This is a genomic window from Paenibacillus urinalis (assembly GCF_028747985.1).
GTDB classification, from domain to species: Bacteria; Bacillota; Bacilli; order Paenibacillales; family Paenibacillaceae; genus Paenibacillus; species Paenibacillus urinalis.
This window is the reverse complement of the sequence record NZ_CP118108.1, coordinates 4,170,006-4,195,963: the sequence shown is the minus strand read 5'-3', so window position 1 is coordinate 4,195,963 and position 25,958 is coordinate 4,170,006. Positions and strand designations below refer to the sequence as shown.

Below are 25,958 nucleotides of genomic sequence, written 5' to 3'. Positions count from 1 at the left end.
ATCAATAATATTGATAATACATATCAACTATTATAGATAACAGTGATGCTGCACGCTATGATAAATTAAAATAAATACAACGTATTGGAGGCAGCTGTAACATGTTAAGCGAGCAAAACTTGAAAGGCATCTACGTACCTGTCGTTACTCCATTCCAAACTAATCATACTCTTGATCTAGCCTCATTTGAATCCTACTTAAAGCACCTTTTGGTCCATGATATTAATGGCCTTGTCATCAACGGAACGACTGGAGAGTGTCCAACGACCAGCTGGGAAGAGGTCACGAGCCAAGTCGAAATAGCGAAGATTGTAATGAAACAGCTGAATAAAACGGTTCCCATTGTCATTGGCACCGGAACCAATGACACACTCTCATCGCTTAAGCGGACAGAGCGTGCAGGAGAGCTGGGCGCAGATGCAGTCCTTGTAGTAACTCCATACTACAACAAGCCGACCGGCAAGGGAGTTGTAGCACATTTTAGTAAAATAGCGGAAGCTGGCGTCCCTGTCATTGCTTATGAAATTCCAGGCCGAACGGGAATCCGGTTATCCGTGGATACAATAAGAGAAATCCTTGATATCCCGCAGGTCATCGGATTGAAAGACAGCTCAGGCGGTGTAGAGCTGGTCTCAGAGCTGTCTCGGTATGGCTCGAAGCCGGTGCTCTGCGGCGAGGATCTTCTGTTCCACGCTTCTCTGAGCCAAGGGGCAAGTGGAGGGATGCTGGCATCAGCCAACCTGAATACGGCGAAATTTATTGACGTATATAATCGGTATATTAGCGGTGAGGTCTCCGAATCGAAGAAGCAATTCGATGAACTGGTTCCGCTGATCCGTCTGTTGTTCCAGGAAGAGCCGAACCCGGCACCGCTCAAATGGATCTTGACTGAGCTCGGCTGGATTGAATCCGACTCGGTTCGTCTGCCTCTGCTTCCGATCTCTGATCCCTTGAAGGAAAAGATCAAGAAGCATATTTAAAGCATTTAAACGCGTAAAAGGGGTGCAGCCTTGGAGAGGCTGCACCCCTTTTTTTGAGAACAATAAAAGAGCCGTTATCTTCGTTCAATAACCTGTTCACGTCTTGGCCCTACAGAAATGGTCCTAATGCTTACACCAATACTTGCCTCAATAAACTCCACATATGCAATGGCTTCCTTCGGCAAATCATCAAATTTGCGAATTTGAGTAATATCGCTTTTCCAGCCTGGTAGAGTAGAGATGACTGGTTTTGCCCCATTCAGCTTGCTAGTCACCGGAAAGGCCTGTGTTGTACTGCCATCTTCCAGCTCATATGCGGTGCATATTGGGATCTCGTCCAGATAACCGAGTACATCAAGATTGGTGAGGCATACCTCCGTTGCATTCTGGATGGAACAGCCGTACTTCGTTGCAACCACATCAAACCAGCCCATCCGTCTTGGTCTTCCGGTCGTCGCACCAAACTCGCCGGCGTCACCGCCAAGTCCGCGCAGTTCATCTGCTTCTTCACCTTGAATCTCCGATACGAAGGGACCAGCACCTACACAGCTGGAATAAGCCTTGACTACGGCAATGACTCTGCTGATGGAGGATGCCGGAAGTCCGGCACCGACAGGAGCATAACCGGACAGGGTTGAAGAAGAAGTGGAGTATGGATATATCCCATGATCCGGATCACGCAGTGCTCCGAGCTGTCCTTCCAGTAAAATGGATTCTCCATTCAGGTTAGCTTTTTGCAGAACCTCAGTTGTGTTCTTTACGTATGGAGCTAGAAAATCTGCCTCCGCTTTAAGCTGCTCCATAAGGACCTCTGGATGGATAGGTTCACGGTTATAATAATGCTGAAGCATGATGTTCTTGGGCTCGAGTAGTCTCTCCACCCGTTCTCTAAGACGTGCTTCATCGAACAGATCGGAGACCTGAATGCCAAGCTTGGCATACTTGTCTGCATAGAAGGGAGCAATTCCTCTCTTCGTCGAGCCGAATCCGCGTGAACCCAGACGCTCCTCTTCCAGCTCATCGAACAGACGGTGAATACTCAGCACGACCTGTGCCCGTTCGGAAACGTATAGGACGGGTGCGGGTACCCCTTTATCCTCGAGCAATTGCAATTCCTTCTGTAACATGCCGGTGTCCAGGGCCGTTCCCGGACCGATGATATTCGTTACATTCGGGTAGAACACCCCTGAAGGCAGCATGTGCAGAGCGAATTTTCCGTAGTGATTAATAATAGTATGTCCTGCATTACTCCCGCCTTGAAAGCGAACGACATACGAAGAGGCTGCGGATAATACATCCGTCATCTTCCCTTTGCCCTCATCTCCCCAATTCGCACCCACGATTGCTGTAACTGTCAATTGAATTGCCTCCCCATTTGTAATTACATCCAGAGACTATTATAATTTCATTCGTTATATAAGAAAAAGTAATATTACTAATAGTTAATATAAAGAGAGGTAATACCATGAATGTTAATTTAGAATGGTATCGTGTTTTTTACCAGGTAGCGAAGACAGGAAGCCTGACCCGAGCTGCGGCGCTACTGCACATTACTCAGCCGGCAGTCAGTCATACCCTCAAACAAATGGAGGAGCAGCTTGGAGGATCGCTGTTCTTCAGAACCTCAAGGGGAGTTCAGCTTACGACCGAAGGAAAAGTGCTGCTAGGCTATATCGAACAGGCATTTATTAATGTAAACATGGGTGAAAAAGCGATCGCAGAAATGCACAATCTGGACAAAGGTGAAATCCATATCGGGGCCAGCGATACGTTATGCAAATATTTTTTGCTCCCATACCTTGACCGTTACAGGGCCGAGTACCCTAACATTCGCATTCATGTGACGAATCGGACCACACCCGAGACGATCCAGCTGCTGAAGGACGGGCGAATCGACTTTGGCATCGTTAGTCTCCCCGTAACCGATAGACAGGTTGAAGTGAAAGAAAGCTCCGCTATTCAAGATTGTCTCGTTGGCGGGAAGGGCTATTCTCATTTGGGAAACACCATCTTTACTGGCGAAGAACTGGGACAATATCCGATTCTCATGCTGGAAAAAGGAGCGAGTACACGAAAATACATCGATGATTATGCGGTTGCGCACGATATGCAGATTATCCCGGAGATTGAGCTTGGCAGTATTGACCTCCTCGTTCAATTCGCGCTAAGGGATTTTGGTCTTGCCTTTGTTATACGGGATTATGTAATGAATGAACTTAGAGAGGGATCGCTGGTGGAGATTCCGTTAGCTGCTCCTATTCCCAAAAGGCATGTTGGTGTTGCTACACTGCGAGGTGTACCGTTGTCTGCTGCTTCCAGTTCTTTTCTCTCCCTGCTGCCTGATCAGCGTTATAATGGAATTACATGATCATTGACAAGACAGATGAGAGGATCATGCAGAGGGGGTAAACAATGAGGACTTGGCTTAAGCAGCTTCGCAAAGGTTATGGCAAAAAGCTGGTTTCATTACATACCTGGAATGGCTGGATCGTAGTTGTACTAGCTGTGACCGGTTTGATCCTTATCGGCGGTTTTTGGCGGAGTTTACTGGGAGAAGGACGGGTATGGATTAAAACGCTCCATATTATTGTCGGTGTGGCATCGATTCTTCCGGTGCTCTATTACCTTCTGCTTGCCGGGAAGCACTGGAAACAGCTGAAGCATAAGCCTTGGCAGCGGTTAAACGTCGTTATCGTATTGGTGCTTCTTACAGGCTGGTTTATCTCAGGTGTGCTGCTATGGCAGTTCAAGCAGGTAGGACCTGCTGCAGCCAATGCAGCGTTGGTTGTTCATGATGTGTTGACATGGATTGGTCTACCCTACATTATTTATCACTCCATTACTAGATTGAAATGGTTCAAGGAGCCTGCGCGCCGTACGATCCAACAGGGACGTAAGGATAACCCGCTTCATCCTGCGGCCCCACAGCCTATATACACGAGAAGAGCTTTTATCGGTGGAGTGATTGGCATCGGGTTAACCGTAACGCTGGCTCCATCTTTTTTAAAATGGCTTGGCAGCTTTGGCGGGAGCAATTCGATGGAAAATCTGCTTAAACAGAACGAGAACAAACTTATTCCTACACCAGTACCGCACTCAGCGTCTCAGCATCCCATGGGTGGGGGAGCGGAGGGGAATTTCCGGGTATATACCGTAACGAAAATACCTGTCTTCACCAACGAGAACTGGTCCTTCACCATTGATGGTAAGGTGGATAACCGCCTAAGCTGGAGCTGGGAGGAGTTTGTTCAGGTGAAGCGTACGGTGCAGGTGAGTGACTTTCACTGCGTAACAGGCTGGTCAGTCTACAACAATACCTGGGAGGGCATACGGCTAAAAGATCTGCTGAAGCAGGCCGGAGTGCAGCAAACAGCCCAGACGGTAAAGTTCTATTCGGGAGACGGCGTGTATACAGATACACTGACACTGGAGCAGGCAGATCTGGATGATGTGATGGTCGCTGTCCTGCATGACGGAAACCCGATCCCCAGCGACCTCGGTGGTCCGGTCAGACTCATTGTACCGAAGATGTATGCCTATAAATCGGTTAAATGGCTGACCCGGATCGAGTTAATTGAGGGTGAGCATGTCGGCTACTGGGAAGAGCGGGGCTATTCGAATGATGCTTGGGTGAAGAACAGCTAAAAAATGAGCTGAAGCCTATGGAAGCCATGAAACAATCTATCGATTACCTATCTATAGTCTTTATCTTTTATCGTCTAAAAGCTAAGCCAGTCTCCTCCAGAGCAGCTCTAAGCTTGGGCAGTGATGCGGGCCCCATACCGTGAAATTTTAAAATCTCTTTTTCACTGTAGGTGGACAGCTGCTCCAAGGTAGTAATTCCATGATGCTCCAATGCCCGTCTTGCCGGTGCAGATAGCAGGGCCAGGAACCCGCTGTCAGGTTTTCTCTCCTTCTCACAGGTGGGGCATGTTGGACAATCACTGCTTTTATAATATTGGTGACCCTTGCTGCAGGTTCTCAGGCTCTGATTGGAAGTTTCCATGAATACAATGTCCTCCTATGAAATGATCTGTTTATCAGAATTACGCGTTCATTATTTTTTCGGCAAAATCAACATACGCCAGCAGCTTCGGAAGCTCCTCCGGAGGAGAGCCGTCTTGTACACACCAGCAGTTTCCCATCGCGGTTTCTACATAGAGACATTGCCGCAGTATTTCACCAGGAATATGAAGCTTCTTCTCCAGGGTGAGGATGATACTGTTAATCTTGTCGTACAGCTTAGGCGTAATCTCTTCCTCAAATTCATTCAAGATAAAGCGGGGGGTGTCCCAAATCGGATCGCCAATGACGCCCTTCGGATCGATCACCGTATACTCCCCATGCGGGCCCAGTAGAATATTATCATGATGAAAATCTCCATGCAGAAGACGTTCTTTACAATAAAGCGAAGAGAGGGAGGTACAAATCTCCTGGGCTTTTTTCATATGCAAGTAAAGCTCCTGAGCATCCTGCCGTTGACTCATGTAACTCGTAATTCGGTTCACCCACGTAAGATAGGTTGGGTAGATCTCCGGGTCAGCCGGTTCGACATGCAGGTCTGTATACAGGGAAGAGAAGACGGTAAGTCTTTGCTCAAGTGAGCTCTCTTTTCTCAGCGTATATCCTGGCTCAATTCGCTCCGCCAAAATAATGCAGTGCTCACGATCTATATCGTAAACCTTGCAGAAAGGCCTTCCGTTATACTGCTCAAGGGTGCTGAATTCGGTTAACGTTTCTGTAGCAGCAGGGTTGCCAAACTTTAATATGGAGCTGCCGTAGAGGGCGGACTCGCATTTGAACACCAGGTTGGCCGAGTAGGAAGGAATGAACTCAAATGAAGACAGGGACCACTGATCTGCGTAGATGCCGAGATATTGTTGGACTTTCACATAAACTTGTTCACCAAAGTGGTCTTTAATCTTTGCGGCTTCCTCTGACTTAAAGTTATAGTTCATTTTGAATCGCTCCCCCTATTCTCGATCTTACTTTTACATATATTAGTTCAGCAGGAAATAGGATAGCAAGCTTCTCCAATCCGACAAACAGCAGCTTAATTCAAAATATTGCGACACCTCACGCTCTTAGGCTCGTATTAACAAAAATAGATGGAAATAAGGAGGAGATCTCACACGTGGAATTAGTCTTAGAGAATATTGTCAAAAGCTTTGGAAAGAAGAACGTACTGCAAAACACCGGATTTACGTTTGAACAAGGCAAGATTTACGGTCTTCTCGGACGGAATGGCGCAGGAAAAACGACTCTTTTTAATGGCTTGAGCGGGGAAACCAAGCTTGATGGCGGTAATGCATGGCTGCTGGATAATGGTATCCGCCGTGAGCTGAAAGAGGATGATATCGGATATGTCTACTCCTTGCCTATATTGCCTGAATTCCTGACGGGATACGAATTCGTAAAGTTCTTCTTGGACATTAACAGGGATAAGCTGCAGACGGATACCCAGATCGACGAATACTTCGAGATGATGAGAATTACAATGGAGGATCGGCATCGTCTTATTAAGAACTATTCACACGGGATGAAGAATAAAATTCAGATGCTGCTATTTCTCATTACGAAGCCGCCGGTGATCCTGCTGGACGAACCGTTGACCTCGTTTGACGTGATTGTCGCACTGGAGATGAAAAATTTACTGCGGTCGATGAAGAAGGATCATATTCTGATCTTCTCTACGCATATTTTGCAGCTGGCCTCCGATCTGTGTGATGAACTAGTCATCTTGAACAAAGGGCAATTGTCTTCGGTACCGAAAGAGCTGCTTGGCAGTCCTGGCTTCGAACAGAGCGTTATCGACCTGCTGCAGGATGATGCGGATGGGGAGGAGAGACCGGATGCTCCGAACACTTAATACGATTCTTCATCTTCAAGTATCCTCTATTGCAAACCGATTAATCTATTATGTTCGGCGGCTTCCGCTCATCGGTGGTCTGGTTAGTGACAATGTCTATTCCAGAGTGGGTGTGAAGAAGGCAGTGGCCATTGCTGCACTGCTGCTGTCTATTGTGTGGGGATTCCTGACCAGTATGCTGTATGTCGGCCTTGTCGTTTATTTTCCGGTGGTCACCTTGGGCCAAGAGCTGCCTATAGAGCGTCAGCTGGACATCTTTTGGCATATTTTCTTCATTATCACATTTATTATTGCTGGAGTATCCAATGCCAGAATACTTGAACCGAAGCGGAGCAAATACATCTCGGTTAAGCTGTTGCGGCTTCCGGCAACACGATATATGCGGGCGACGCTCAGCTATAAATACGTTACCTTATTTGTTTATTTACTGACAGCGGTGCTCCTTTTTTCCTCGCTGCTTGGTGCACCGATGCTGCAAGGCATTCTCCTCACGGCTGCTGCTGTAATGTGGCGGATCGTATGGGAATATTTTCATTATTGGTTGTTTCGGCGAAGCGGCAGTATATTGATCAAGAACAACGTCATCGTTTGGACCGTCATTTTCATTGGATACATCGCAGCATATGCGCCATTACTGTTTGAATGGGCTCTGGCTTGGGGGGCAATGTTAACTTCGGCTGTGCCTTTATACGTCATTTGCATTTTACTGGGAGGCATTGCGAGTGTTGTTCTCTTCTGGCGACTGGACTATACGGATGCGGTAGACGCGGCGACGAAGCGGGATGACCCGCTGCTGGACCTGGGCCGGATGATGGCGGATGCGCAGCAAACAGCCGTCAAGGCGAAGGACAGTGATTACGATCTAGAGGGGACGAACGATAGCAGGAGGACATTCGAGAAAAAAGAGGGGTACGATTATATTAATGCCATCTTCTTCTCGAGACACAAAAGCTTGATCCGGCGGCCGCTGTATAAGCGTTTGGCCATCGTTGCTGCCCTCGGGACGGCCTTGATTCTTGCGGGATTTCTATACCGAGAGCCGATGGCTGCCGCGGCTTCTAGCATAGGGACATTCTTTCCGGGGCTGATCCTCATCATGGCCTATTTGACCGTCGGGGAACAATTGTGCAAAGTGCTGTTTTTCCATTGTGATCTGAAGCTGCTGCGGCAAAGCTTCTACCGACAGGATGCGCCGAAGCACTTTCGGATCCGCCTTAGTAGGATTCTGGGCATGAACCTGCTCCTCGCAGCCGTACTTGCCTTGGTGCTGACGCTGGCGGCTGTCGCTGCAGGAGGGTTAACAACAGCAATCGACTATGTATTTTTGTGGGTAAGCACATTATCGCTGGCTGTATTTTTCTCCGTGCATCACTTGTTTTTGTATTATATATTCCAGCCGTACACGACAGAGCTGAATACGAAAAATCCGTTCTTTTATCTCTTCAGCTGGATTGTGTCAGGCGTCTTTGTCCTATCGATCAGCTTAAGACCAGATCCGGTTGTTTTTTCAATATGTACGGCTGTTATAGCCCTGCTCTATCTTGTGGCTGCTCTGCCCTTGGTTCGCAAGTATGCTCCTCGTACGTTTCGGGTGAAGTGAATGTTCGGCATATGCGATACATCTATACAGTGACCACTTGCCGATTGTGAGCTGTGACAACTGCCTTATTGCAGGTATAATCGGATACCGTTATAATAAAACTAAAGAAGGAGCCGTGCGCCAACACGACTCCGAGCACAGTAGACCGCTTCAAAGGCGGTTGGCTTCTGAAATAAGATCAGATTTAGACCGTAACCTTGCTATGGGGCGGTCTATTTCTTGTGGTTAATCATAGCGATGATGGCGACGACCAGCGTTAATAGTGCAACAATAAGTGCGCCAAAACTGATCATAAGCATCAAAGCATCCTTAACGTGAGTCGTAGTTTGTTGGATCCACCAAGTAAGTACTTTTAGCCGTTGGATGCTGACAAAGTTGATGATGGGCGTAGACACACATCCTCTAGGAGTTATAGTTACAAATTGCAAATGTATTCATAATTTTTAATTACTGTTATATATGTTTGGGTTTCTCCCCGTTCCCGATGCCCACCGGGTTCTCCTCATAGCTGATCCAGTCGCTCCAGCTCCCTGCATACAGCTTCACATTCTCATATCCTGCTTCTGTTAACGCCAGTACATTGGGACAAGCCGTTACGCCGGAGCCGCAATATACAATAACATCTTGATCTTTGGACACTGCTTCAAACCGTTTGCTTAACTCCTCAGCTGACTTGAATTTAGTTGATCCTTCCTGAAGGTTATCCTTCCAGAAATATGAGGCAGCGCCTGGTATATGACCTGCTTTTTTATCCAGCGGCTCTACCTCTCCCAGGTATCTCGGGTATTCACGTGAGTCGATTAACATAGCAGATCCAGTGGTGGAAGCCTTCCGCACTTCTTCTAGATCAGCCAGTAGGTGAGACTGGAGATGCGGGGTGTAGGATGCCGGAATCCGAATCGGTACATCGGCAGTGACCGGAAAGCTCGCAGCCTGCCATGCCGCAAATCCCTCATCCATAATATATACCTGCTCATGACCGAGATAGCGCATCAGCCACCAGAATCTTGACGCCATTGCACCGCCTTGATCATCGTAAGCAATAATTCGGGTCTCGTTACTAATGCCCGCCTTGCGAATTCGGTCAACCAGCTGATCTACATCAGGCAGTGGATGCCGTCCGCCATGTCCTTGTTCATGCAAGGGTGAAGACAAATCCTGCTCCAGATCAAAATATACGGCCCCTGGTATATGGCTTTCATTAAAGGCTTGTCTACCCGTCTCTGGTTGACCCAGAGCAAAACGGCAATCGACAATCGCGATGTCCGGTTCATACATACGGGCTAGCACCCATTTCATGGATACGATAAATTTCATAGCTCATCACCGCTCTTTATTGGAATGTTGGTTAATACATGATATATGCAAATACATCGGGTCTAGCTGTATTTTACTTTATATAGAGCTCATCGCCAATCCGAATGTGGAGTAAGAATCTCCTTAAATAAGTGCCTCGAAGCCAATATTATTTATCCCTCAAAAGCCTATGAGTAGGAGGTGGACCAGGAAGAAGTAAGCAGAAGTATTTCGTATTCATGCATTTTATGAAAAAGTTGAATGGATCTGAGTTAAGGATATTCCTAATCATTGAAGCCTGCTTAGGACGATAAATATCGATGCGATCAGACCTTTACTCCAATGAAAAAAAATCCTACTTGACGTTTGACATGAGTTTCATATTCAATCGTTGTCTTTGTCTTAGTATTTCATGTAGTAAATAATGCTCAAATTTGCCATATACAGCAATAGGCAGTCCAAATCCATTTATAATAGATGTTTAGACAGTGGTTGAATTTTAGCAGAACATACAGGAGGTCAATGATAAGATGAGTGAGGAAATGAACGAAGAGCAAAATGAACAGCTGGATCAAGCTCCTGGCTGGGATGCTATAGATGAAGCATTAAAGCCTATTTATGGAGACCAGGAGCCTAAGCATTACGGAACTTTGCTTCCATATTCTCTTGGAGGTCAGGATCCGCTTGATGGGATCAGTGCATATAAATCCGAGCAAGGGGGCCCGCATTGGCATATTGTCACTTATGGATTTTCCGAGCTATATACAAAGGAATCTGAAAATATGGAGGACAGCGGCTTTGGATTCGAGCTGACCTTCAGAGTCGCGCGGAGCGAATCAGAGGAGGAGCCGCCGGCCTGGGCGCTTAACCTGCTGCAAAATATGGGCAGATATGTGTTCGGGAGCGGGAACATTTTTAAAGCAGGAGATTATATGGATGCGAATGGACCTATTTGCCTGGGGGCGGATACCTTGCTCACGGCCCTCGCGTTTACTCATGATCCGGAGCTTTCACCCATCGAGACGCCTAATGGAAGAGTGGAGTTTATTCAAATGGCAGGTATAACGGGGGCTCGAGCACCGGCTTCCTGTTCGTAGATACACTGGACTGGATGCCGTCAGAGAGGAAGATGTTTAGAAAGACTCCGGCCAAATTAACCATCGGAGCGAAGCAGGCTGATATCGTTGGCAAGCTGCTTCAAGGCCGGATATTAAAAGGCAGGACGCTGAGACTGTTAAGCCAAAATATTCAGGTTGTGTTCGAGCCAGGGGATATAGCGGGTTGTAAAGAAGAAGAGAGTAACATCACCATTACTCTGAATGAGCAGGCAGCAGCTGAGTTTACACATAAGCTTGTACCTAAAGAAGGCTCGGTCCCAATTTTATCCGTAAATATTGTTCTAAATATTATAAAGACTTTAATCCGGGATCGTGAAGGCAGCATCGTAGAAACCATCGGTTAATGAAAAGAGCTTAGATGGTTATAGATTCAAAGGAGGGGAGAATGATGGGATATTTAACGATTGGGGAATTGCTTCACACGGAAGACCACGCTTGGGAAGAGCTTGAGAATATGCTGAGCCAGGGTAAAAACAAGAGTGTGATCATTCCCGCAGAGCATGACACAGGAGCAGACACGCTATATCGTTTGCAGGTCAGCACCAAATCCTACCTGGGCGCAGTTGCTTACGAAACGGCAGGTATCCTGTTTGACCATGGCTGGATTACCTTGCTCGGTGCAGGCGGTGACGGTATATATGGCAGTCTTCCGTTCTGGAATGGACTTCTCGATCGCGAAGGCGTTCCGGCTCTCGAAGGAATGCTGCTTGTCGCATACGATGCGGCGGGCGGTTTTTTCAGTTTGAATATCGGTCGTTTCGGAAATGACGGACACATCTATTACTATGCGCCGGATACATTGGAGTGGGAATCGACGGAGCTTGCTTATTCTGGTTTTGTTAGCTGGCTCGCTGATGGTGATCTAGCCCAGTATTATGAGACGTTTCGCTGGAAAGGGTGGCAGGAGGAGTCGAATGGGCTTCAGCCAGGTGAGGTGTTTACCTATTATCCACCCCTTTGGACGGAGGAAGGGAGCGGAGCAGACAGCAGTAAAGTGAAGACCTCGGTTATTGAAGCATGGAATACCGTTTTGGGTATCTAGATGATCTGAGGAAACATCCACATAGAAGCTGGATTGCTTCATTAACAAAAAGCCGCCACATGGCGGCTTCGAATATGTTTTACATTATTCAGCAGGCTTCTGTGCAAGCTCAGGTGTCGGTCTCTGCCAAGTAATCTGATGCTTCGTACCGCTGAGCTGCTCGTAGAACAGGAGCGTTTTTTTGCTAAAGAACCGGCGCAGCACATGAAGGGCAAACCAGCCGTCCATGACGAAGATGACAAAAGCAAACAGCGTACTTCCATAGGAAGGAAGACTCGCCGTTACAATCATCAGGTTTAAGCCGAAAAATATCCAGTACAGCAGCCCATATCTGATCGTAAGACCGGTAAGCTTCAGCCTTCCCGCCTCTCCAGTCAAATGAATGCGGACAAGCCATTTACCAAAGGTTCTTCCCTTATTTAGAAAAGGAAACACCATGAAATATAAGCCGGTAACGATCCAAAAGGCAGCAGGTACATCTAGAATGCTAGCGATATTGAACAAGATCAAGCAGATGAACCCATCAAATAAGAGCGCTACTGCACGTCTGGTATAGGACACTCGTTTTCAAGCAATATCGACTTCTTTATCAAGGTGCTCAATTCTAGGCAGTAATCCTGTGAACCACTCGGCAAGCAGGAATCCAATCATACCGCCAAGCGTGTTCATAATCAGATCATCTACATCGAACACGCGGTAGGGATGATCATAGAAACCGAATATGCCTGTCAGCTGTGTTATCTCGAAGGATAACGAGAGGAGGAAGCACAACAGGATCCCACGGACCCAGCGTGTTCGGAAATAATAACGCAGAAAGAGGCCAAAAGGTACGGTCAGAACGATATTAAAGACAACCTGAAGAAAGGCTCTTTCCGTAAGCAATTTCCAGTAAGTGCTGACATCCTGGGCTGAAACATTCGTTTCTTTGAGGATGTCATGTATGAAATTAAACGGGATGAGCTGATATGGAATACCAGATAAGGGTTCATTATGCCTCGCCGCCGGCAGCGGCAGAAGAACAAGGAAATAAGCGGTCATTAAATAAAGCAGCAACAGATACAGCATTATCGCCCTAACCTTATTAATGTAGCCATGTTTTCGATACTGCACAATAAGAAACGGAAGTGTAAAAAACAAGGCGGCTATAGGAAAGGTCATGAAGGCGTAGGAGATCGGAAACAGATACGATTGAAACATGAATACACCTACCTATGTAAATTAAGTCATAATAAATGGACGGATCATGATATTTTACCCTAAAAGTCGGTATGTAATTGTTACATTTTATTCATATCACTGGATACTGATAAAAAATGAGCCAGAGTCTCAGCTTGGAGACTCTGGCTCATTTTTTTAAACAAGAAACTATTCCCATTGTAGTTGAACTATTACACTTCCGATGTGCTTGGTTTCTGCTGAACAGGAGGCAGCAGGTCATCTTCTCCGTGGATGTTGTGTTTACCATATCTAAGGAAGATCCAAACACCAAGCAGAATGATAAATCCTGCAATGAGCTGGATGCCGGTCAGTGCCTCACCGAGCAGCATCCAGGCAAGAATGGACGCGAACACGGGCTCCCCGAGCACAGACATGGATACGGTTGTGGCATTCATCACCTTGAGCAGCCAGTTGAACAGATAGTGTCCGAAAAGGGTAGGGACGATCGCCAGCAGGAGGAATATGCCCCATTCTCTTGCATCATACCCGGTAAAGGGAATTTGATTGACCCCATTATAGGCGGCAAGAGCAGAACCAGCGAATAAAAATACCCAGAAGTTATATACATAAGCACTGATGTTTTTTCTAAGATGCTGTCCAAACAGCATGTGTACGGCTACCGCAATGGTTCCCAGAAAAGATAGAAAATCTCCGAACAGTGCATCACCAGATATTCGAAAATCCCCTGCACCAATGACGACAGAGCCGATGACCGCCATACCCATCCCCATGAGCATGACTTTATTGGGACGGATCCCGAACAGCCACATGGACCCGAGCATTACAAGGATCGGCTCCAGTGTGAGAATAACGGTTGAACTGGCCACAGTGGTGAGCCGGAGCGAGCCCATCCATAATAGAAAGTGGAGACCCAGCATCAGGCCTGATGCGGCCAGGTACAGCCATTCTTTTTTAGTCAGCCGAACGATATCATGACGGTATTTATACAGCAGAGGGGCCATGAGCAAATTGGTGAGAAACAGACGGTACATCGCAATAACAGATACTTCTGCATCCGACCAGCGAACAAAGATGGAAGAGAATGAGATGGCAATGATACCGATAATATACAGCATTTCATACTTACTGAAGGAACTTTTAGTGCTAGACATGATCGTATACTCCTGTGGTGTATGTATTTTGCTTAAGCTTAACTCAAACATACACATTATACCGGAGCAGCAGGTAATTAGGAATAGCATTTCATTGGCAGAAGAGACCCTGTACCGAATGCTCAGCTGATTAACAAGAATGGGATTCGTGTAATAAACAGTAAGGCGATTTCAATTGGAGGTAACTCGGATGAAAAAAAGAAACCGACAAACAACAGCCACCTTAAGTGTAACGATCTTGCTGCTGACTGCAGCGATTACTTCGGCAGAACAGACTGCAGCGGCTGAAGCGACGGCAAGCCTGGAAGCGACGAGCACTGCAGAGCCAATCGTCCGCGGAACCATCGTCGAGACGCAAGCGGAAACACAAAAGGAACAAGCTGAAGAGAATATAATAGAAGAAACGGCGATCTATACAGGTCTCGCTGACCCCCATACGGCTGAGTTTAAAATTGATGGTGAGGCTGCAGCTTTTCAGCTGGAAGAAGGCTTGATGGAGCAATTGGAGAATTTACGCAGTGGAACACAAATGGAGCTGAAGTATACCGTTAAAACATTCGATAATTTGCCGGATGTAAGGCAGCTCGTACTTCATGAGGTGGAGATGACAGACAAGAAGAAGGTGGACTAAGAGGAAAAGCTTGTGTATTGTGCAGGGAAGGATTTATTTATGAATGCGTTTACATACACCTGTAGTAAACCCATCAAAGAACGTCAGGCTTATGCCTGGCGTTTTTTGATGTAGAAATAACTCTTGCCTCTTTGAGTAATATGGAATAATATGGATTGAATATTCGGGGGATTGAAGGTGAGCTGTGGTATGAAGTTTGTCATTATCTTTGGGCCCCAGGCTGTCGGTAAAATGACGGTAGGGCAGGAGCTGGAGAAGATTACAGATCTGAAGCTGTTTCATAATCATATGACGATTGATCTGGTATCCCGCTTTTTTAGCTATGGAACCCCTTTAGGGAAGCGGCTGGTGGGGCTGTTTCGCAGAGAGATATTTGAAGAGGTGTCCAAAAGCGATCTGCCAGGTCTCATGTTCACGTATGTGTGGGCTTTTGACCATCCGGAGGATTGGGCTTATATTGAGGAGATCAGCCAGGTTTTTGAGTCCAGAGGGGGAACTGTATACTACGTAGAATTGGAAGCCGGTGTAGAGGAAAGGCTGGAACGCAACAAAACACCCAATCGACTTGAGCATAAACCGACCAAACGCGATATTGAATTCTCTGAACGGGATTTGCTTCGAACGATGGAACGCCATCGGCTGAATTCCTTGGAAGGGGAAATCAAGAAGGAGCATTACATAAGAATTAACAATACTGAGCTGAACCCGGAGGAAACCGCGCAGCGGATTAAAGAAGCGTTTCAATTATAGAATACCGAAATGCAAAATGAATATGTCTCAGGTAAACCGTGAAGGATGTGGATAGTTTGAAAAGAATAATCAGCGGAGGAATTCTGCTCATTAGTGGAACGGTATTATATACAGGAATTCGTATTTCAACAGTGTTTTATGCCGAGAGCTTAGGTGGATGGTCGACTCCGCCGGGTAAATTTGGCACTGCACTTGTAGAATCAGGGGCAGTTTTACCTAGAAATTTGTCAGTTGCACTGATGATAGCAGGAGTCGCACTTGTTCTTTGGGAGTGTTTTGATAAACAAATCATTAAGCTCTTTACTCCTTCCAGCTGATAACTGTGCAGCAGAATGGATGAAGAGAAGCTGATTCTGTTGTAAGAAGTGTAAGAAGGGCACTCTTGGAAATGGACACCTATGAATGGTACTCTAATGGGGAGAGATTAATGCTATTAAAAGGGAGAAACCAACATGAGATCAGAAGACCAAGTCAAACGCAAATTAAATGAACTGAAACGTCAACTGGATATGATGAAGAGCCGATTGTCCGCTGAAGAAGTGGCGGCTAATGTACAGGTACTTCGTTTGGAGGATATGATCATGATGCTGGAATGGGTCATCGATCAGCCAAGCGGCAGCTATCACGTGTAAAGGATTTGTATAAATCGATAGGAGAGGAAGCGAATGGTATCCATTAATCCTAGTGAGCAGAGTGAACGTGAGAATTATAAATTACTGACAGGCAGCATTATTCCGCGGCCGGTTGCTTTTGTTACGACATTATCCAAGGATGGTGTGCTGAATGCTGCTCCGTACAGCTATTTTAATATCGTCACATCCAATCCACCCATGATATCCATCTCCGTGCAGCGCAAGGACGGTCAGATGAAGGATACGGCCCGTAATGCCAATGAACGTGGAGAATTTGTTGTACATATTTCAGATGAGACATACATCGAGGAAATTAACAAGACAGCGGCTAATCTGCCTGAGAATGAGAGTGAGATCGCTCTGACGAATTTGACCCTCGCAGATAGCGTTCAGATCGAAGTTCCTGGCATTGCGGAGTCCAGAATACGGATGGAGTGCGTGCTGGAGCATTCCATATCTCTCGGTGGGGAGAAGAATCTGCCCGGATGCGATCTGTTGATTGGACGAGTCGTACATTTTCATGTAGATGATGAGCTCTATTATGAGGGTAAGATTCGGATGAAGGATTTGCGCCCGGTATCAAGATTAGCAGGCAATGATTACAGCAAATTGGGAGAGTTCTTCTCATTGCAGCGGCCTGAATAACATCATCCAAAGGTTGACTTCGTCATAACACAAACGCTGAAGAGTCCCCAGTTTAGGGAGGCTCTTCAGCGTCTTGTCATATAAAAGGGGAGATTCACCTGGAAAGCCTAAGCCTCAATCGGCCTCAATTTCGTTCAATACTTATAGGAGCGAGCTTTCCCGCTCGGAATATGTGTAAGCTGCTGGAGCAGAAGTTATCTCCGTATTGGCATGCAGCTTCCTGATTCTCATGGTTTTACGGTATTCCATGGGTGTCATACTGTAAACTCGCTTAAATACAGCGTGGAGATAATTAGCACTGGAATAACCGGTTTCCTCTGCAATCTCATCCATCGTACTGTCGCTTGTGGTCAGCCGCTTGCAGATATGAGACAACCGAATGGATTCCAGCATCTCGGTAAAGGTGCCTCCACCGTATTCCTTCAATATTCGCTGCAGCTGACGGGCGCTAAGATGTATCCGATCTGCAACGACTTCCACGGTGAGCGGCTCCATGTAGTTATCCTTCATAAATTGTTCGGCTAGCAGGTACCGATGGCGTCCCATATCTCTGGAGGGGAGTGAACGTCCAGGCTGAGGAAAATAGGCTCTGGCGGTACGAAGCATAATATTAATAACGGCTTGCTTCATGAGCGTAAATAATCCGGGTTCATTCCGATACCAAGCAGTATAGGCGGTAAGAAAGCATTCCATCGCTTTAAACCGATCCGTCGTCGGGATCTTGGGAAGCGAGCTTAGCTGACTTATACAAGCTTCGGCCTCTTTGTATTCTTCCTGAATTCCCGTACTCCAATAGCCTTGTTCCATAGAGGAATCCTTGTATGTAGCAGCTGGCCGAAGCGGAACAATTTCAATTCGAAGACACAGCTCCTCCATGGCCTCATCAGGAGCGGCTTCCTGATAATGCATTACGTGAGGGCCCGTTAGATACATCATTCCTTCCGACAGCTTGTATTCCTGCTCCTCGAGAATAACCTTGCCCTTACCTCTTGGGATAAAATGAAATTCATACTCGTTTGAATGCTTATGAAACTCAATGATCTTACCCGCCGGAAAGGTGATCAGATGGAACTGAACGACCCGGATCCCGTAATTTCCCCAGCAAAAGTCTACATTCAGCTGCTCCAGTGCATGGCGTTGTTCATTCATAAGTTCATAGGGGTAAGACAGGCTGGATTCATTCCGTTCCATCTTGCATGCCTCCTTGCGTTAGGGTTTAGATTGGAAGCTTGGTGGTCAGCTTCTCTGGCACTCCGCTTCGGGCAGAACGATTGGCGGCTTCCATCAGCTGCGTCAGCTGAGAGCCCATAACCAAATTCGCTTCAAACACCGTGCCAGCCTCGATATGACTTACCCACTGCTCAAAGGCACTTGGGTCTGCATCAGGCAGTTCTGCTGTTTGCCATCCCTCATCGTCGGCTGCCAGGTATAACAGCTTGCGATCATGATCTGAGTAGAAAAGACTGCCTTCTGTACCATGAATCTCAAAGGAGAATGGGGAATGACGATTGACAAACCCGGCTTCGACAACGCCAAGAGCTCCGTTCGCATAGCGAAGTTGGACTACGGCATTATCTTCGACTTCTTTGCCGGTCACATAACCGTAGCTGGCGTAAACCTGCTCTGGCATTCCCAGAAACAGATTGGCCAAATACATCGGATGACATCCGAGATCGGTCATCGCACCGCCGCCTGTCTCCTTATAGCTGAAGAAACGTTCCGGCAGCCAGCCTTGACGGTTAGCACCTTGCGGTATCGCTCCGTTATGAGACAGCCGGGTACGAACAAGAGTGAGCTGGCCTAGCCTGCCGCTCTCGATAATCTCCATTGCCTTAAGCGTATATGGCTCATACAGTCGTGGCAGGGAAGCAGTGAGAGTCACCTTCTCCTCCTGCACACATTGGAGGATATCCGAACATTCTTCTGTTGTAAGCGCGATCACTTTTTCAGTGAATATGTGCTTTTTCGCTCTCGCAGCACGGGTTATGACATCATGATGAATAGCCGTGCTCGTAACAACAATAACACCGTCGATATCTGGACTTGCAAGCAGTTGGTCCAGGTTCTCATAGAATGGAACACCGCGTTTAGCTGCTTCTGCACGTCCGCGTTCTACATCCTCATCCCATATGGCTGTAACTTCAGTCAGAGGATGGGCATCTGCCTGCGATGCATAATCGTTTGCATGGACATGCCAGTAACCGAGAATCGCAAGCCTTAGCATTTTACTCATCGTTTCGTCCTCGCTTCCATTGTATTATTGTAAGGTAAGACTATTCAAAATAAATGGCTTTGCCGGTTCTGCTCGATTCATATATGGCCTCTAGGATCTCTGATACGACACAGGCTTGTTCCGGTGTAACCAGCGGCTCGGTATCATGCAGGATGGCATCATACCAGCTGCGCATTTCAAGATCAGGTGCAGAATCGGATTGGCCCTCATAGAAATCTGCGCCTTTGGCATCCAGTGAGATCTGGTTCAGGTACAGCTTGCCATGGGTTTCGCCATTGATCCGCAGGCCATTTACCATATCAGCACCACCTTCAGTTCCACATAGGGTCGTCTTGGCTTCCTGAACATCCATAATATTCAGTGCCCAGCTTGCCTCCAGCGAAATGGTAGCACCGTTCTTCATCACAATTAGACCGACAGCAGAGTCTTCAACATTGAATTTGGCTGGATCCCAGGGCCCCCACGCATTTGCGGCATTTTCCTTGGAGGACAGCTTATGGAAGGATCTGCCGAGAACGACGCTGGGTTCGTAGTTATCCATCAGCCACAGGGTGAGATCAAGCGCATGAGTCCCAATATCGATCAGTGGTCCGCCGCCTTGTTTCTCTTCGTCAAGAAATACGCCCCATGTAGGTACTCCGCGTCTTCTAATGGCATGGGCTTTGGCGTAATAAATGTCGCCGAGTGTTCCGTCCTGTACAATCTTCTTCAAGGTCAAGCTATCTGAACGGAAGCGGTTATTATAGCCGATCGTCAGCTTCTTGCCCGACTCCTTGGCCGCGGCCGTCATTCGCTTGGCATCATCAGCGAGTTTAGCCATCGGCTTCTCACACATGACATGCTTTCCGGCTCTGAGTGCAGCAATAGAGATTTCAGCATGTGTATCGTTTGCCGTCAATACATGTACAACCTCAATCGACTCATCCTGCAGCAGTTCCGTGTAATCGGTATAAACCTTTGCTTCCGGTAATCCATACTCTGCTCTTGCCTTTTCTGCCCGTTCCGGTATGAGGTCACAAAATGCGACAATACCTGTTTCCTTGATCTTGCTTAGGCTTGGTAAATGCTTCCCAAATGCAATACCGCCGCAGCCGATGATGGCTGTTCTGATCTGTTTGTCCACGAGAAAATGGCCTCCTTATTCTGCCTATGATGGAGAAGATATGAGATTCGTTTCGGGAACATTTTAGCATGACAGCCATCTGCGGGGATATTCCAAGATTATGACATAAAAGAGTGCAAAATCACGACATCAGACCTGATTTTTACGATTCATCCTGCTCATTTGCTTCTCAAGCTTATTGAAGCCTTCCGATAAGTTCGTCATTTCCAGCTGCTGGGTCGATACGAGGTCCAGTACATCTTTAAGACTGCTTTTATTTTGTTCAGTAATATGGGCGGTGTTCTCAGCCCTTTCTTTGGCGACCTGCAGCATATCCTTTAATTCTGTCATGAGAATCTCGTAGCTGCTTAACAGAGGACTGTCTTCTCCTGCTGTGCGCAGCTTCACGAGCTCTGCATTCATGGCTTCTACCTTCTCACATATAAGAATCATCTGTTGACGGTGCGAGACCGAGTTCTCATTCTGCACTTCATAAGAATATAAAATGTTCTCGATGGAGGAGACGATTTCGACAGAACGCTGGTTGGTCGTGTCTACGGTGGCATTCAGATTGGTCTGATATTCACGAATCGATTGAACCGATTCTGTCAATCGGGACAGCATATCCTCCATCGCCTGCTTGGCTTCGAGCACTTTTTGCGTCTTGCTTCGGTTCTCAAGCTGTAAGTTATTGTTGAACTTCGCCTGCATAATATTAGAAACGGACACAAAGCAAAAAGTAACGATGTAATACAGGAGATCGTTCACGTTTGTCGAATGAAATATGAATTCACCTTGGGTGAAGAAATAGTAGCATAGAATCGCTAGCGTAATCAGCGTCGTCATCAGATTAATAAACCGATCCTGGTAAATTCCCATGATTGCGACATAGAAATACATCGTCATGATGTTGATCATATGAGGGTCTATATGATTAATCATGAACATAAAAATACCGATGATGATCATATTAAAATACTTCATATAAGGTGTAAGCTGCTCTTCAAATTTAGAATAGCTGGCTATAATCGTCATCGGCACGAGCACAAGAAATATGATCCCCTCCACCGTAAGTACAAACCTCAGTGGAATGCCGAGTGCAAAATTAAGCATTTGTACGATGGTGATGACCGTTGCAAATACAGCAACGACCCAGTTGTTTCTCTTCCTTAATAAGTAATGCTCGTCCACGTCAAAAAACACCCGCTTTCCATTCCTCGGGTGGACTATACCATTCATATGGAGCTTTTTCATACACTTCCTGTAAATGAAAGAGAGCGGGAATAGCAAAAGCTCCTTTAAACCACTCTGCTTCTTGCACCTGGGTTGTTCTGATCTGATACGTTTGGTTAAATAATTCAAATACGTAAGGATCTGCCATTCCAACGGCATGAGTGTATTGATGTTCCTTGGCATAGTGAATCAGGAAGCTGACAATTTCTCTTCCGAGCTTGCCGCGATAGCTTGGCAATACAGCAAAACTATCGACCTCCACGAGATTCATCCCGTCTAATACAATATCGTCAAATTTATTTCTAATAAAAGGTCTTGAATATGCATAAGGGGTAAATTGAAAGGTCCCTCCGGGTTCCTCATCTATATAAAAAAGAAATTGCTCTGAATGGGGTTCGGCATATTCCATTTCAAACCCTTTCTCATCCCAGCTTGTTTTTTTAATATGATAAAAAATATCGAGTTCTTGCTGAGTGCCGACTTTTCTATACATCTTTCTTCCTCCTGCTGGCGTGTTGTCATATTTAAAGTATATCAGAGATTGAGGAAAAAGACTGTAGTTAATTCAAATTTCCAGCAGAAAATAGTGACACACTGTTGTCACTTTGAGCTCGTATACTGTGAAGAGTCGATCATTTGGAACAATGAAGATATTCGAAGATCTAATAGAGGAGGCGAAGGGCAGTTGCATAACCGTGATCGTTATCCCATTCGTGTTGATATTGAGAAGATTATGGAGCAGCTAGGAATGAATCATGAGAAAATGATAGATTACATAGATGAACAGAAGAACCAGCAGACTTCTTGCAAAAAAATACTTAAGCCCGTATATTTATCGCATGAAAGCGAAAAGAATGAATAAGAAGGATTGACTCTTACGATTTCAGGTTTGTCCTGATATAATAAAGCGTCACAAAGGTAGAGAGGATGAGCAGCAGCAATGCTTGAAATGAGTAGCTACAGATTTGAAGAGATTAAAGATCCGTTTGGCATTCTAGCGGGGACTCGATATGAATTCCATATTGATCTTGACGTGGAAGAAGATGATGAGCTGTACTCCGAGAATGGGGTGTACATTCGAGTGATCTATAGAACCAGCGATACGGATTCCAGTATCGTTAAATATGAGTTGTACGAGAGCGTAACAGATCGATATTTGGATTTTGATCTGGAGGAGGATGAGCTAGCTTCGCTTGATGCGTTCTGTAAGGAGAAGCTGGCAGAAATCTAGTCGAGAAGAGCAAGCCTGTTAATTGAATAGGATTATGATGATAAAGAGTTTCTTTTGATAAGCAGCAGTGCTGTTATCGAAGGGGCTCTTTTTTATTAATTCAAAGCTCTTTAATTGCCGATAAATAGGTGACATGACAGCGAAGGAGCGGACTTTTTGTATAAAAGATGGTTAACGATTTCTATTATTGCTATTGTCCTACTTTCTTTGATTCCCATATCCATTCTTATCACCAATGAAACACGGCAAGATATACAAGTGCGTAACGGAGTGATGGACCTGGCAGAATGGGATCCGGAGCAGGAAGGCAGAATTAAATTGGATGGTGAATGGGAGTTTTATTGGGGGGAGTTGCTTCCCCCTTCCTTCTTCAGGCATGGCGCATCAGATGCTGTTTCCAGAATGATAATGAAAGTTCCCTCCGATTGGACGGAGAGCCGTATTAACGGTAAACCTCTACCTGCGTATGGGTATGCGACTTATCGGATGGTGCTGAGCAATGTTCCTGATGATATGGTGTTTGCAATAAAAAAAACGAATATTCGTTTTTCAAGTAATATTTATATAAACGGAGAGAAGCTCCTGTCTGATGGGAAGCCCTCTCAGCGCAGTACAGACTATACAGCAGGCAATATCCCACAAATCGGCGGATTTTCAACTACTGGTGATGATATAGAAATTATAGTTCATGTAGCGAACTACGATTATATTAATGCCGGAATTCCTGCTTCCCTTTATTTTGGTGAGCTGAACCATATGATGGAGCATCAACAGCAGCTAATCGTTCGTGAGTTCAGTTTGATTGCAATCCTGGTTACCCTTGCGGTTATATACGCCGTATGCTTCATAGCTGCAGGGCTGAATGGAAAAAAGGATTATTCATTACTTCTATTTTCCTTGATATGCTTACTATTTTCTATCTATCAGGGGCTAGTAGGGGAAAGGGTCTTATTACTGCTTGGTTCGAGCCTTTCCTTTGAATGGATCTACAAAATAAAGGATATTAGCTCGATGACCTACTTTATCGTACTTGTTGCCCTCTTCAATCAGCTGCAACAGAATATCATTTCACGAAGAGCTGCGAAAATAGCGATCACCGTCCTTAGTCTATTTACACTGCTCATCGTACTTCTTCCGATCCAAAGCTACACTTTAGTTCAAGTATATGTGATTGTATTTTACGAGTTTCTTCTCTTATGGATGCTGATAAGGGCAGGGACCTTATACGTTAAAAGTATGACTAATCAGCGGATAAATTCTATGTTGTTGTTCTTGGGGATGCTAACTATAAATCTGTATTCATTAGACCTGCTCTTGTTTGCATTCTCGCTAAAAGAAGAGTTATGGCTCGGGCAATTATACATTGTTATTTTCAATATCATTATGATATTTCTCGTAGTACTTCGTTTTTTTACAGCATATCAGGATATGAAAGAGATGAAGAACAAGCTGGTTAAGCTTGATAAAATCAAGGATGATTTCTTAATCAATACATCTCATGAGCTAAAGACACCGCTCGGTGCAATCGTGGGTATCACGGATTCTATCATTAAGCGTGTTGAAGGTCCTCTTAACGAACAACAGATTCAAAATCTAACCATTGTTAAGAACAGCGGTAGAAGATTAACTATGCTGGTTAACGATTTGTTGGATTACTCCAAGATGAAGAATGGAGATATAACACTTCATAAGAAAAAGATGAATCTGAGAGCTTCTGTAGATGCGGTTATCAAATTGCAGATGTTTGTACTCGGGAACAAGCCCGTCCGTCTCATAAATAGCATTTCGGAAGCCTTCCCCGATATTTATGCCGATCCTGATCGATTACTGCAAATTCTGCACAATCTGATTGGAAATGCGATGAAGTATACAGACGTAGGTGAAGTTGAAATAAGTGCTGAGATGCATCGAAATACGGTCGTCATTCATGTTAGAGATACCGGAATTGGCATTGCTCCTGGTATGGAGCGGTTTGTATTCCAAGCTTACGAGCAGATTGAATTATCCTCCAAATACGATCGAAGCGGTATAGGCATCGGTCTGAGTATTACTAAGAAGCTCGTTGAACTGCACGGGGGTCAGATTCGAGTGGAATCTTCGATAGAAAAAGGATCTGTTTTTACATTTACTCTACCGCAGGCGGATATAGATTCAGTGGAGTGGAATACAGCATCAAAGGAATATGATGTGGAGGCTCATGAGTCATTAAACCTACAAGTTCAATATCCGTTATATCTGGAGGGTGAAATTAAAGAACCCGTATTGGTCGTCGAGGACGACTTGGCGAATATGCAATCCATAATCAATGCTTTGAAGCTGAAGGGTTATTCGATTGTTGCGGTCAATAATGGACATCAGGCGCTGCAGGAGCTGGATAAAAACCAAGGCTTCTATCTTGTTATTTTGGACATTATGATGGCTGATATGAGCGGTTATGAGGTACTAACAAAAATCCGAGAAAGATATACGCTCTTTGAGCTGCCAGTATTAATGCTAACAGCAAGAAATAAGGCGGAAGATATGAGAATTGCTGTAGATAACGGTGCGAATGATTACGTCGGAAAGCCATTTGAGACAGAGGAACTGCTTGCTAGGGTCAACAACCTTACCAAAATGAAAGCTGCTGTAAAACATGCGAAGGAAGCAGAAATTGCTTTTTTACGTTCACAAATTAAGCCTCACTTCTTATATAACGCCTTGAATTCGATAGCTGAGCTATGTATCGTTGAGCCTTCTCAGGCGGAAGATTTGGTGCTTCATCTTTCCAGTTACTTAAGAAACAGCTTTGATTTTAAACAGCTGGATTCGTTCACTACGCTTGAGAAAGAATTAGCATTGGTTGAAGCTTATGTCCATATTGAAAGAGCAAGGTTTGGCAATCGAATTCAAGTAGAGTATGACATTGACGCGGATCCATTTATTCAAATTCCACCCCTCATCCTACAGCCGTTAGTCGAGAATGCAATCAGACATGGGCTGATGTCGAGCTCGAGTGGAGGAATTGTGAATGTGATGGTGAGGAAGCAGGAGGATCATATAATGCTCATTTCCGTATCCGACAATGGCTGTGGGATGAGTGAGAAGAAGCTTAAGGAGATTCTATCTCCCCAGACGGAGACAAAAGGTGTAGGCCTGTGGAATATTGGACAGAGAATCAAACTGATCTACGGTATTGACTTTGAGGTTATCAGCGCGGAGGGAGTCGGGACACAAATTATGTTCCACATTCCGGCTGATCCGGATTACATGAGAAGGAGTAATTAACT

27 protein-coding genes and 1 pseudogene are annotated in these 25,958 nt (G+C 45.6%); 15 read left to right on the top strand and 13 right to left on the bottom strand.

Annotation, left to right across the window (positions count from 1 at the left end; genetic code table 11):
• Positions 1–101 precede the first annotated feature (101 nt).
• Positions 102–980, top strand: a complete 879-nt coding sequence (dapA, locus tag PUW25_RS19375; protein WP_047913233.1) for a 4-hydroxy-tetrahydrodipicolinate synthase — start codon at positions 102–104, stop codon at positions 978–980.
• Between the two features lie 74 nt (positions 981–1,054).
• Here dapA and PUW25_RS19370 read toward each other — a convergent pair whose 3' ends face one another.
• On the bottom strand, positions 1,055–2,338 hold the full coding sequence (locus PUW25_RS19370) for an adenylosuccinate synthase (RefSeq protein ID WP_047913232.1): 1,284 nt from the start codon (positions 2,336–2,338) through the stop codon (positions 1,055–1,057).
• 107 nt (positions 2,339–2,445) lie between these two features.
• Between PUW25_RS19370 and PUW25_RS19365 the strand changes: the two genes are divergently transcribed.
• Entirely contained in the window at positions 2,446–3,348 is a 903-nt protein-coding gene (locus PUW25_RS19365; RefSeq protein ID WP_047913231.1) for a LysR family transcriptional regulator, read from the top strand.
• A gap of 44 nt (positions 3,349–3,392) precedes the next feature.
• Complete coding sequence (locus tag PUW25_RS19360) at positions 3,393–4,625, top strand: molybdopterin-dependent oxidoreductase (protein ID WP_047913230.1); 1,233 nt, start codon at positions 3,393–3,395, stop codon at positions 4,623–4,625.
• Between the two features lie 67 nt (positions 4,626–4,692).
• Here the strand turns inward: PUW25_RS19360 and PUW25_RS19355 are convergent, their stop codons facing one another.
• Both PUW25_RS19355 and PUW25_RS19350 read right to left on the bottom strand, forming a co-directional pair.
• Positions 4,693–4,986: an RNA polymerase alpha subunit C-terminal domain-containing protein gene (locus PUW25_RS19355; RefSeq protein WP_047913229.1), complete on the bottom strand. Its 294-nt coding sequence runs from the start codon at positions 4,984–4,986 to the stop codon at positions 4,693–4,695.
• A gap of 40 nt (positions 4,987–5,026) precedes the next feature.
• Positions 5,027–5,938 carry an aminoglycoside phosphotransferase family protein gene (locus PUW25_RS19350; RefSeq protein ID WP_047913228.1) on the bottom strand — a complete coding sequence of 304 codons (912 nt, stop codon included), beginning with the start codon at positions 5,936–5,938 and terminating at the stop codon, positions 5,027–5,029.
• Between the two features lie 176 nt (positions 5,939–6,114).
• On the opposite strand from PUW25_RS19350, the gene PUW25_RS19345 reads away from it, so the two are divergent.
• Positions 6,115–6,849: an ABC transporter ATP-binding protein gene (locus PUW25_RS19345; protein WP_047913227.1), complete on the top strand. Its 735-nt coding sequence runs from the start codon at positions 6,115–6,117 to the stop codon at positions 6,847–6,849.
• Complete coding sequence (locus PUW25_RS19340) at positions 6,833–8,449, top strand: hypothetical protein (protein WP_047913226.1); 1,617 nt, start codon at positions 6,833–6,835, stop codon at positions 8,447–8,449. The genes PUW25_RS19345 and PUW25_RS19340 overlap by 17 nt, the downstream gene beginning before the upstream one ends.
• A gap of 212 nt (positions 8,450–8,661) precedes the next feature.
• Here the strand turns inward: PUW25_RS19340 and PUW25_RS27455 are convergent, their stop codons facing one another.
• Both PUW25_RS27455 and PUW25_RS19330 read right to left on the bottom strand, forming a co-directional pair.
• Positions 8,662–8,844: a putative holin-like toxin gene (locus PUW25_RS27455; protein WP_047913225.1), complete on the bottom strand. Its 183-nt coding sequence runs from the start codon at positions 8,842–8,844 to the stop codon at positions 8,662–8,664.
• A 58-nt stretch (positions 8,845–8,902) separates the two neighbouring features.
• Positions 8,903–9,766, bottom strand: a complete 864-nt coding sequence (locus tag PUW25_RS19330; RefSeq protein WP_047913224.1) for a sulfurtransferase — start codon at positions 9,764–9,766, stop codon at positions 8,903–8,905.
• Between the two features lie 521 nt (positions 9,767–10,287).
• On the opposite strand from PUW25_RS19330, the pseudogene PUW25_RS19325 reads away from it, so the two are divergent.
• Positions 10,288–11,207: pseudogene (locus tag PUW25_RS19325) on the top strand (suppressor of fused domain protein).
• Positions 11,208–11,251: 44 nt separating this feature from the next.
• A complete protein-coding gene (locus PUW25_RS19320) occupies positions 11,252–11,905 on the top strand; it encodes a DUF2625 family protein (RefSeq protein ID WP_047913223.1) in 654 nt (217 codons plus the stop codon).
• An 84-nt stretch (positions 11,906–11,989) separates the two neighbouring features.
• Here PUW25_RS19320 and PUW25_RS27450 read toward each other — a convergent pair whose 3' ends face one another.
• The 3 genes from PUW25_RS27450 to PUW25_RS19310 form a co-directional block, all read right to left on the bottom strand.
• On the bottom strand, positions 11,990–12,466 hold the full coding sequence (locus PUW25_RS27450; RefSeq protein ID WP_338000033.1) for an RDD family protein: 477 nt from the start codon (positions 12,464–12,466) through the stop codon (positions 11,990–11,992).
• 6 nt (positions 12,467–12,472) lie between these two features.
• Positions 12,473–13,102, bottom strand: coding sequence for a VanZ family protein (locus PUW25_RS27445; RefSeq protein ID WP_338000032.1), 630 nt, complete (start codon positions 13,100–13,102; stop codon positions 12,473–12,475).
• 191 nt (positions 13,103–13,293) lie between these two features.
• Positions 13,294–14,235 carry a DMT family transporter gene (locus PUW25_RS19310; RefSeq protein WP_047913221.1) on the bottom strand — a complete coding sequence of 314 codons (942 nt, stop codon included), beginning with the start codon at positions 14,233–14,235 and terminating at the stop codon, positions 13,294–13,296.
• A 190-nt stretch (positions 14,236–14,425) separates the two neighbouring features.
• Between PUW25_RS19310 and PUW25_RS19305 the strand changes: the two genes are divergently transcribed.
• The 5 genes from PUW25_RS19305 (at position 14,426) to PUW25_RS19285 (ending at position 16,893) form a co-directional block, all read left to right on the top strand.
• Positions 14,426–14,866: a hypothetical protein gene (locus PUW25_RS19305; RefSeq protein WP_047913220.1), complete on the top strand. Its 441-nt coding sequence runs from the start codon at positions 14,426–14,428 to the stop codon at positions 14,864–14,866.
• Positions 14,867–15,055: 189 nt separating this feature from the next.
• On the top strand, positions 15,056–15,616 hold the full coding sequence (locus PUW25_RS19300) for a DEAD/DEAH box helicase family protein (RefSeq protein WP_047913219.1): 561 nt from the start codon (positions 15,056–15,058) through the stop codon (positions 15,614–15,616).
• A 56-nt stretch (positions 15,617–15,672) separates the two neighbouring features.
• Positions 15,673–15,933, top strand: a complete 261-nt coding sequence (locus PUW25_RS19295) for a hypothetical protein (protein WP_047913218.1) — start codon at positions 15,673–15,675, stop codon at positions 15,931–15,933.
• Between the two features lie 135 nt (positions 15,934–16,068).
• Positions 16,069–16,248 (top strand): hypothetical protein, encoded by a 180-nt coding sequence (locus tag PUW25_RS19290; RefSeq protein WP_047913217.1) that lies wholly within the window; start codon positions 16,069–16,071, stop codon positions 16,246–16,248.
• Between the two features lie 33 nt (positions 16,249–16,281).
• Positions 16,282–16,893 carry a flavin reductase family protein gene (locus PUW25_RS19285; RefSeq protein ID WP_047913216.1) on the top strand — a complete coding sequence of 204 codons (612 nt, stop codon included), beginning with the start codon at positions 16,282–16,284 and terminating at the stop codon, positions 16,891–16,893.
• A 141-nt stretch (positions 16,894–17,034) separates the two neighbouring features.
• Here the strand turns inward: PUW25_RS19285 and PUW25_RS19280 are convergent, their stop codons facing one another.
• From PUW25_RS19280 to PUW25_RS19260, 5 genes are all read right to left on the bottom strand, one after another.
• Positions 17,035–18,084: a helix-turn-helix domain-containing protein gene (locus PUW25_RS19280; RefSeq protein WP_047913215.1), complete on the bottom strand. Its 1,050-nt coding sequence runs from the start codon at positions 18,082–18,084 to the stop codon at positions 17,035–17,037.
• Between the two features lie 25 nt (positions 18,085–18,109).
• Positions 18,110–19,117, bottom strand: a complete 1,008-nt coding sequence (locus PUW25_RS19275) for a Gfo/Idh/MocA family protein (RefSeq protein ID WP_047913343.1) — start codon at positions 19,115–19,117, stop codon at positions 18,110–18,112.
• Positions 19,118–19,166: 49 nt separating this feature from the next.
• Entirely contained in the window at positions 19,167–20,249 is a 1,083-nt protein-coding gene (locus tag PUW25_RS19270; protein WP_047913214.1) for a Gfo/Idh/MocA family protein, read from the bottom strand.
• Between the two features lie 129 nt (positions 20,250–20,378).
• A complete protein-coding gene (locus tag PUW25_RS19265; RefSeq protein WP_274337399.1) occupies positions 20,379–21,431 on the bottom strand; it encodes a hypothetical protein in 1,053 nt (350 codons plus the stop codon).
• Complete coding sequence (locus tag PUW25_RS19260) at positions 21,421–21,954, bottom strand: GNAT family N-acetyltransferase (RefSeq protein ID WP_274337398.1); 534 nt, start codon at positions 21,952–21,954, stop codon at positions 21,421–21,423. Before PUW25_RS19260 ends, PUW25_RS19265 begins: the two co-directional genes overlap by 11 nt.
• Positions 21,955–22,146: 192 nt before the next feature.
• Here PUW25_RS19260 and PUW25_RS19255 point away from each other — a divergent pair, with 192 nt between their 5' ends.
• The 3 genes from PUW25_RS19255 (at position 22,147) to PUW25_RS19245 (ending at position 25,956) form a co-directional block, all read left to right on the top strand.
• Entirely contained in the window at positions 22,147–22,323 is a 177-nt protein-coding gene (locus PUW25_RS19255; protein WP_274337397.1) for a hypothetical protein, read from the top strand.
• A gap of 78 nt (positions 22,324–22,401) precedes the next feature.
• Positions 22,402–22,692 carry a DUF6509 family protein gene (locus PUW25_RS19250; RefSeq protein WP_047913212.1) on the top strand — a complete coding sequence of 97 codons (291 nt, stop codon included), beginning with the start codon at positions 22,402–22,404 and terminating at the stop codon, positions 22,690–22,692.
• A gap of 156 nt (positions 22,693–22,848) precedes the next feature.
• Positions 22,849–25,956, top strand: coding sequence for an ATP-binding protein (locus PUW25_RS19245; protein WP_274338429.1), 3,108 nt, complete (start codon positions 22,849–22,851; stop codon positions 25,954–25,956).
• The last annotated feature ends 2 nt before the right edge of the window (positions 25,957–25,958 follow it).

Coding starts and splice junctions, on each gene's coding strand:
- PUW25_RS19300 (WP_047913219.1), top strand. CDS start 15,056: ATGAAGTTTGTCATTATCTTTGGGCCCCAGGCTGTCGGTAAAATGACG.
- dapA (WP_047913233.1), top strand. CDS start 102: ATGTTAAGCGAGCAAAACTTGAAAGGCATCTACGTACCTGTCGTTACT.
- PUW25_RS19365 (WP_047913231.1), top strand. CDS start 2,446: ATGAATGTTAATTTAGAATGGTATCGTGTTTTTTACCAGGTAGCGAAG.
- PUW25_RS19355 (WP_047913229.1), bottom strand. CDS start 4,986: ATGGAAACTTCCAATCAGAGCCTGAGAACCTGCAGCAAGGGTCACCAA.
- PUW25_RS19305 (WP_047913220.1), top strand. CDS start 14,426: ATGAAAAAAAGAAACCGACAAACAACAGCCACCTTAAGTGTAACGATC.
- PUW25_RS19285 (WP_047913216.1), top strand. CDS start 16,282: ATGGTATCCATTAATCCTAGTGAGCAGAGTGAACGTGAGAATTATAAA.
- PUW25_RS19340 (WP_047913226.1), top strand. CDS start 6,833: ATGCTCCGAACACTTAATACGATTCTTCATCTTCAAGTATCCTCTATT.
- PUW25_RS19310 (WP_047913221.1), bottom strand. CDS start 14,235: ATGTCTAGCACTAAAAGTTCCTTCAGTAAGTATGAAATGCTGTATATT.
- PUW25_RS19250 (WP_047913212.1), top strand. CDS start 22,402: ATGCTTGAAATGAGTAGCTACAGATTTGAAGAGATTAAAGATCCGTTT.
- PUW25_RS19275 (WP_047913343.1), bottom strand. CDS start 19,117: ATGCTAAGGCTTGCGATTCTCGGTTACTGGCATGTCCATGCAAACGAT.
- PUW25_RS19260 (WP_274337398.1), bottom strand. CDS start 21,954: ATGTATAGAAAAGTCGGCACTCAGCAAGAACTCGATATTTTTTATCAT.
- PUW25_RS19350 (WP_047913228.1), bottom strand. CDS start 5,938: ATGAACTATAACTTTAAGTCAGAGGAAGCCGCAAAGATTAAAGACCAC.
- PUW25_RS19320 (WP_047913223.1), top strand. CDS start 11,252: ATGGGATATTTAACGATTGGGGAATTGCTTCACACGGAAGACCACGCT.
- PUW25_RS27445 (WP_338000032.1), bottom strand. CDS start 13,102: ATGTTTCAATCGTATCTGTTTCCGATCTCCTACGCCTTCATGACCTTT.
- PUW25_RS19290 (WP_047913217.1), top strand. CDS start 16,069: ATGAGATCAGAAGACCAAGTCAAACGCAAATTAAATGAACTGAAACGT.
- PUW25_RS19280 (WP_047913215.1), bottom strand. CDS start 18,084: ATGGAACGGAATGAATCCAGCCTGTCTTACCCCTATGAACTTATGAAT.
- PUW25_RS19330 (WP_047913224.1), bottom strand. CDS start 9,766: ATGAAATTTATCGTATCCATGAAATGGGTGCTAGCCCGTATGTATGAA.
- PUW25_RS19360 (WP_047913230.1), top strand. CDS start 3,393: ATGAGGACTTGGCTTAAGCAGCTTCGCAAAGGTTATGGCAAAAAGCTG.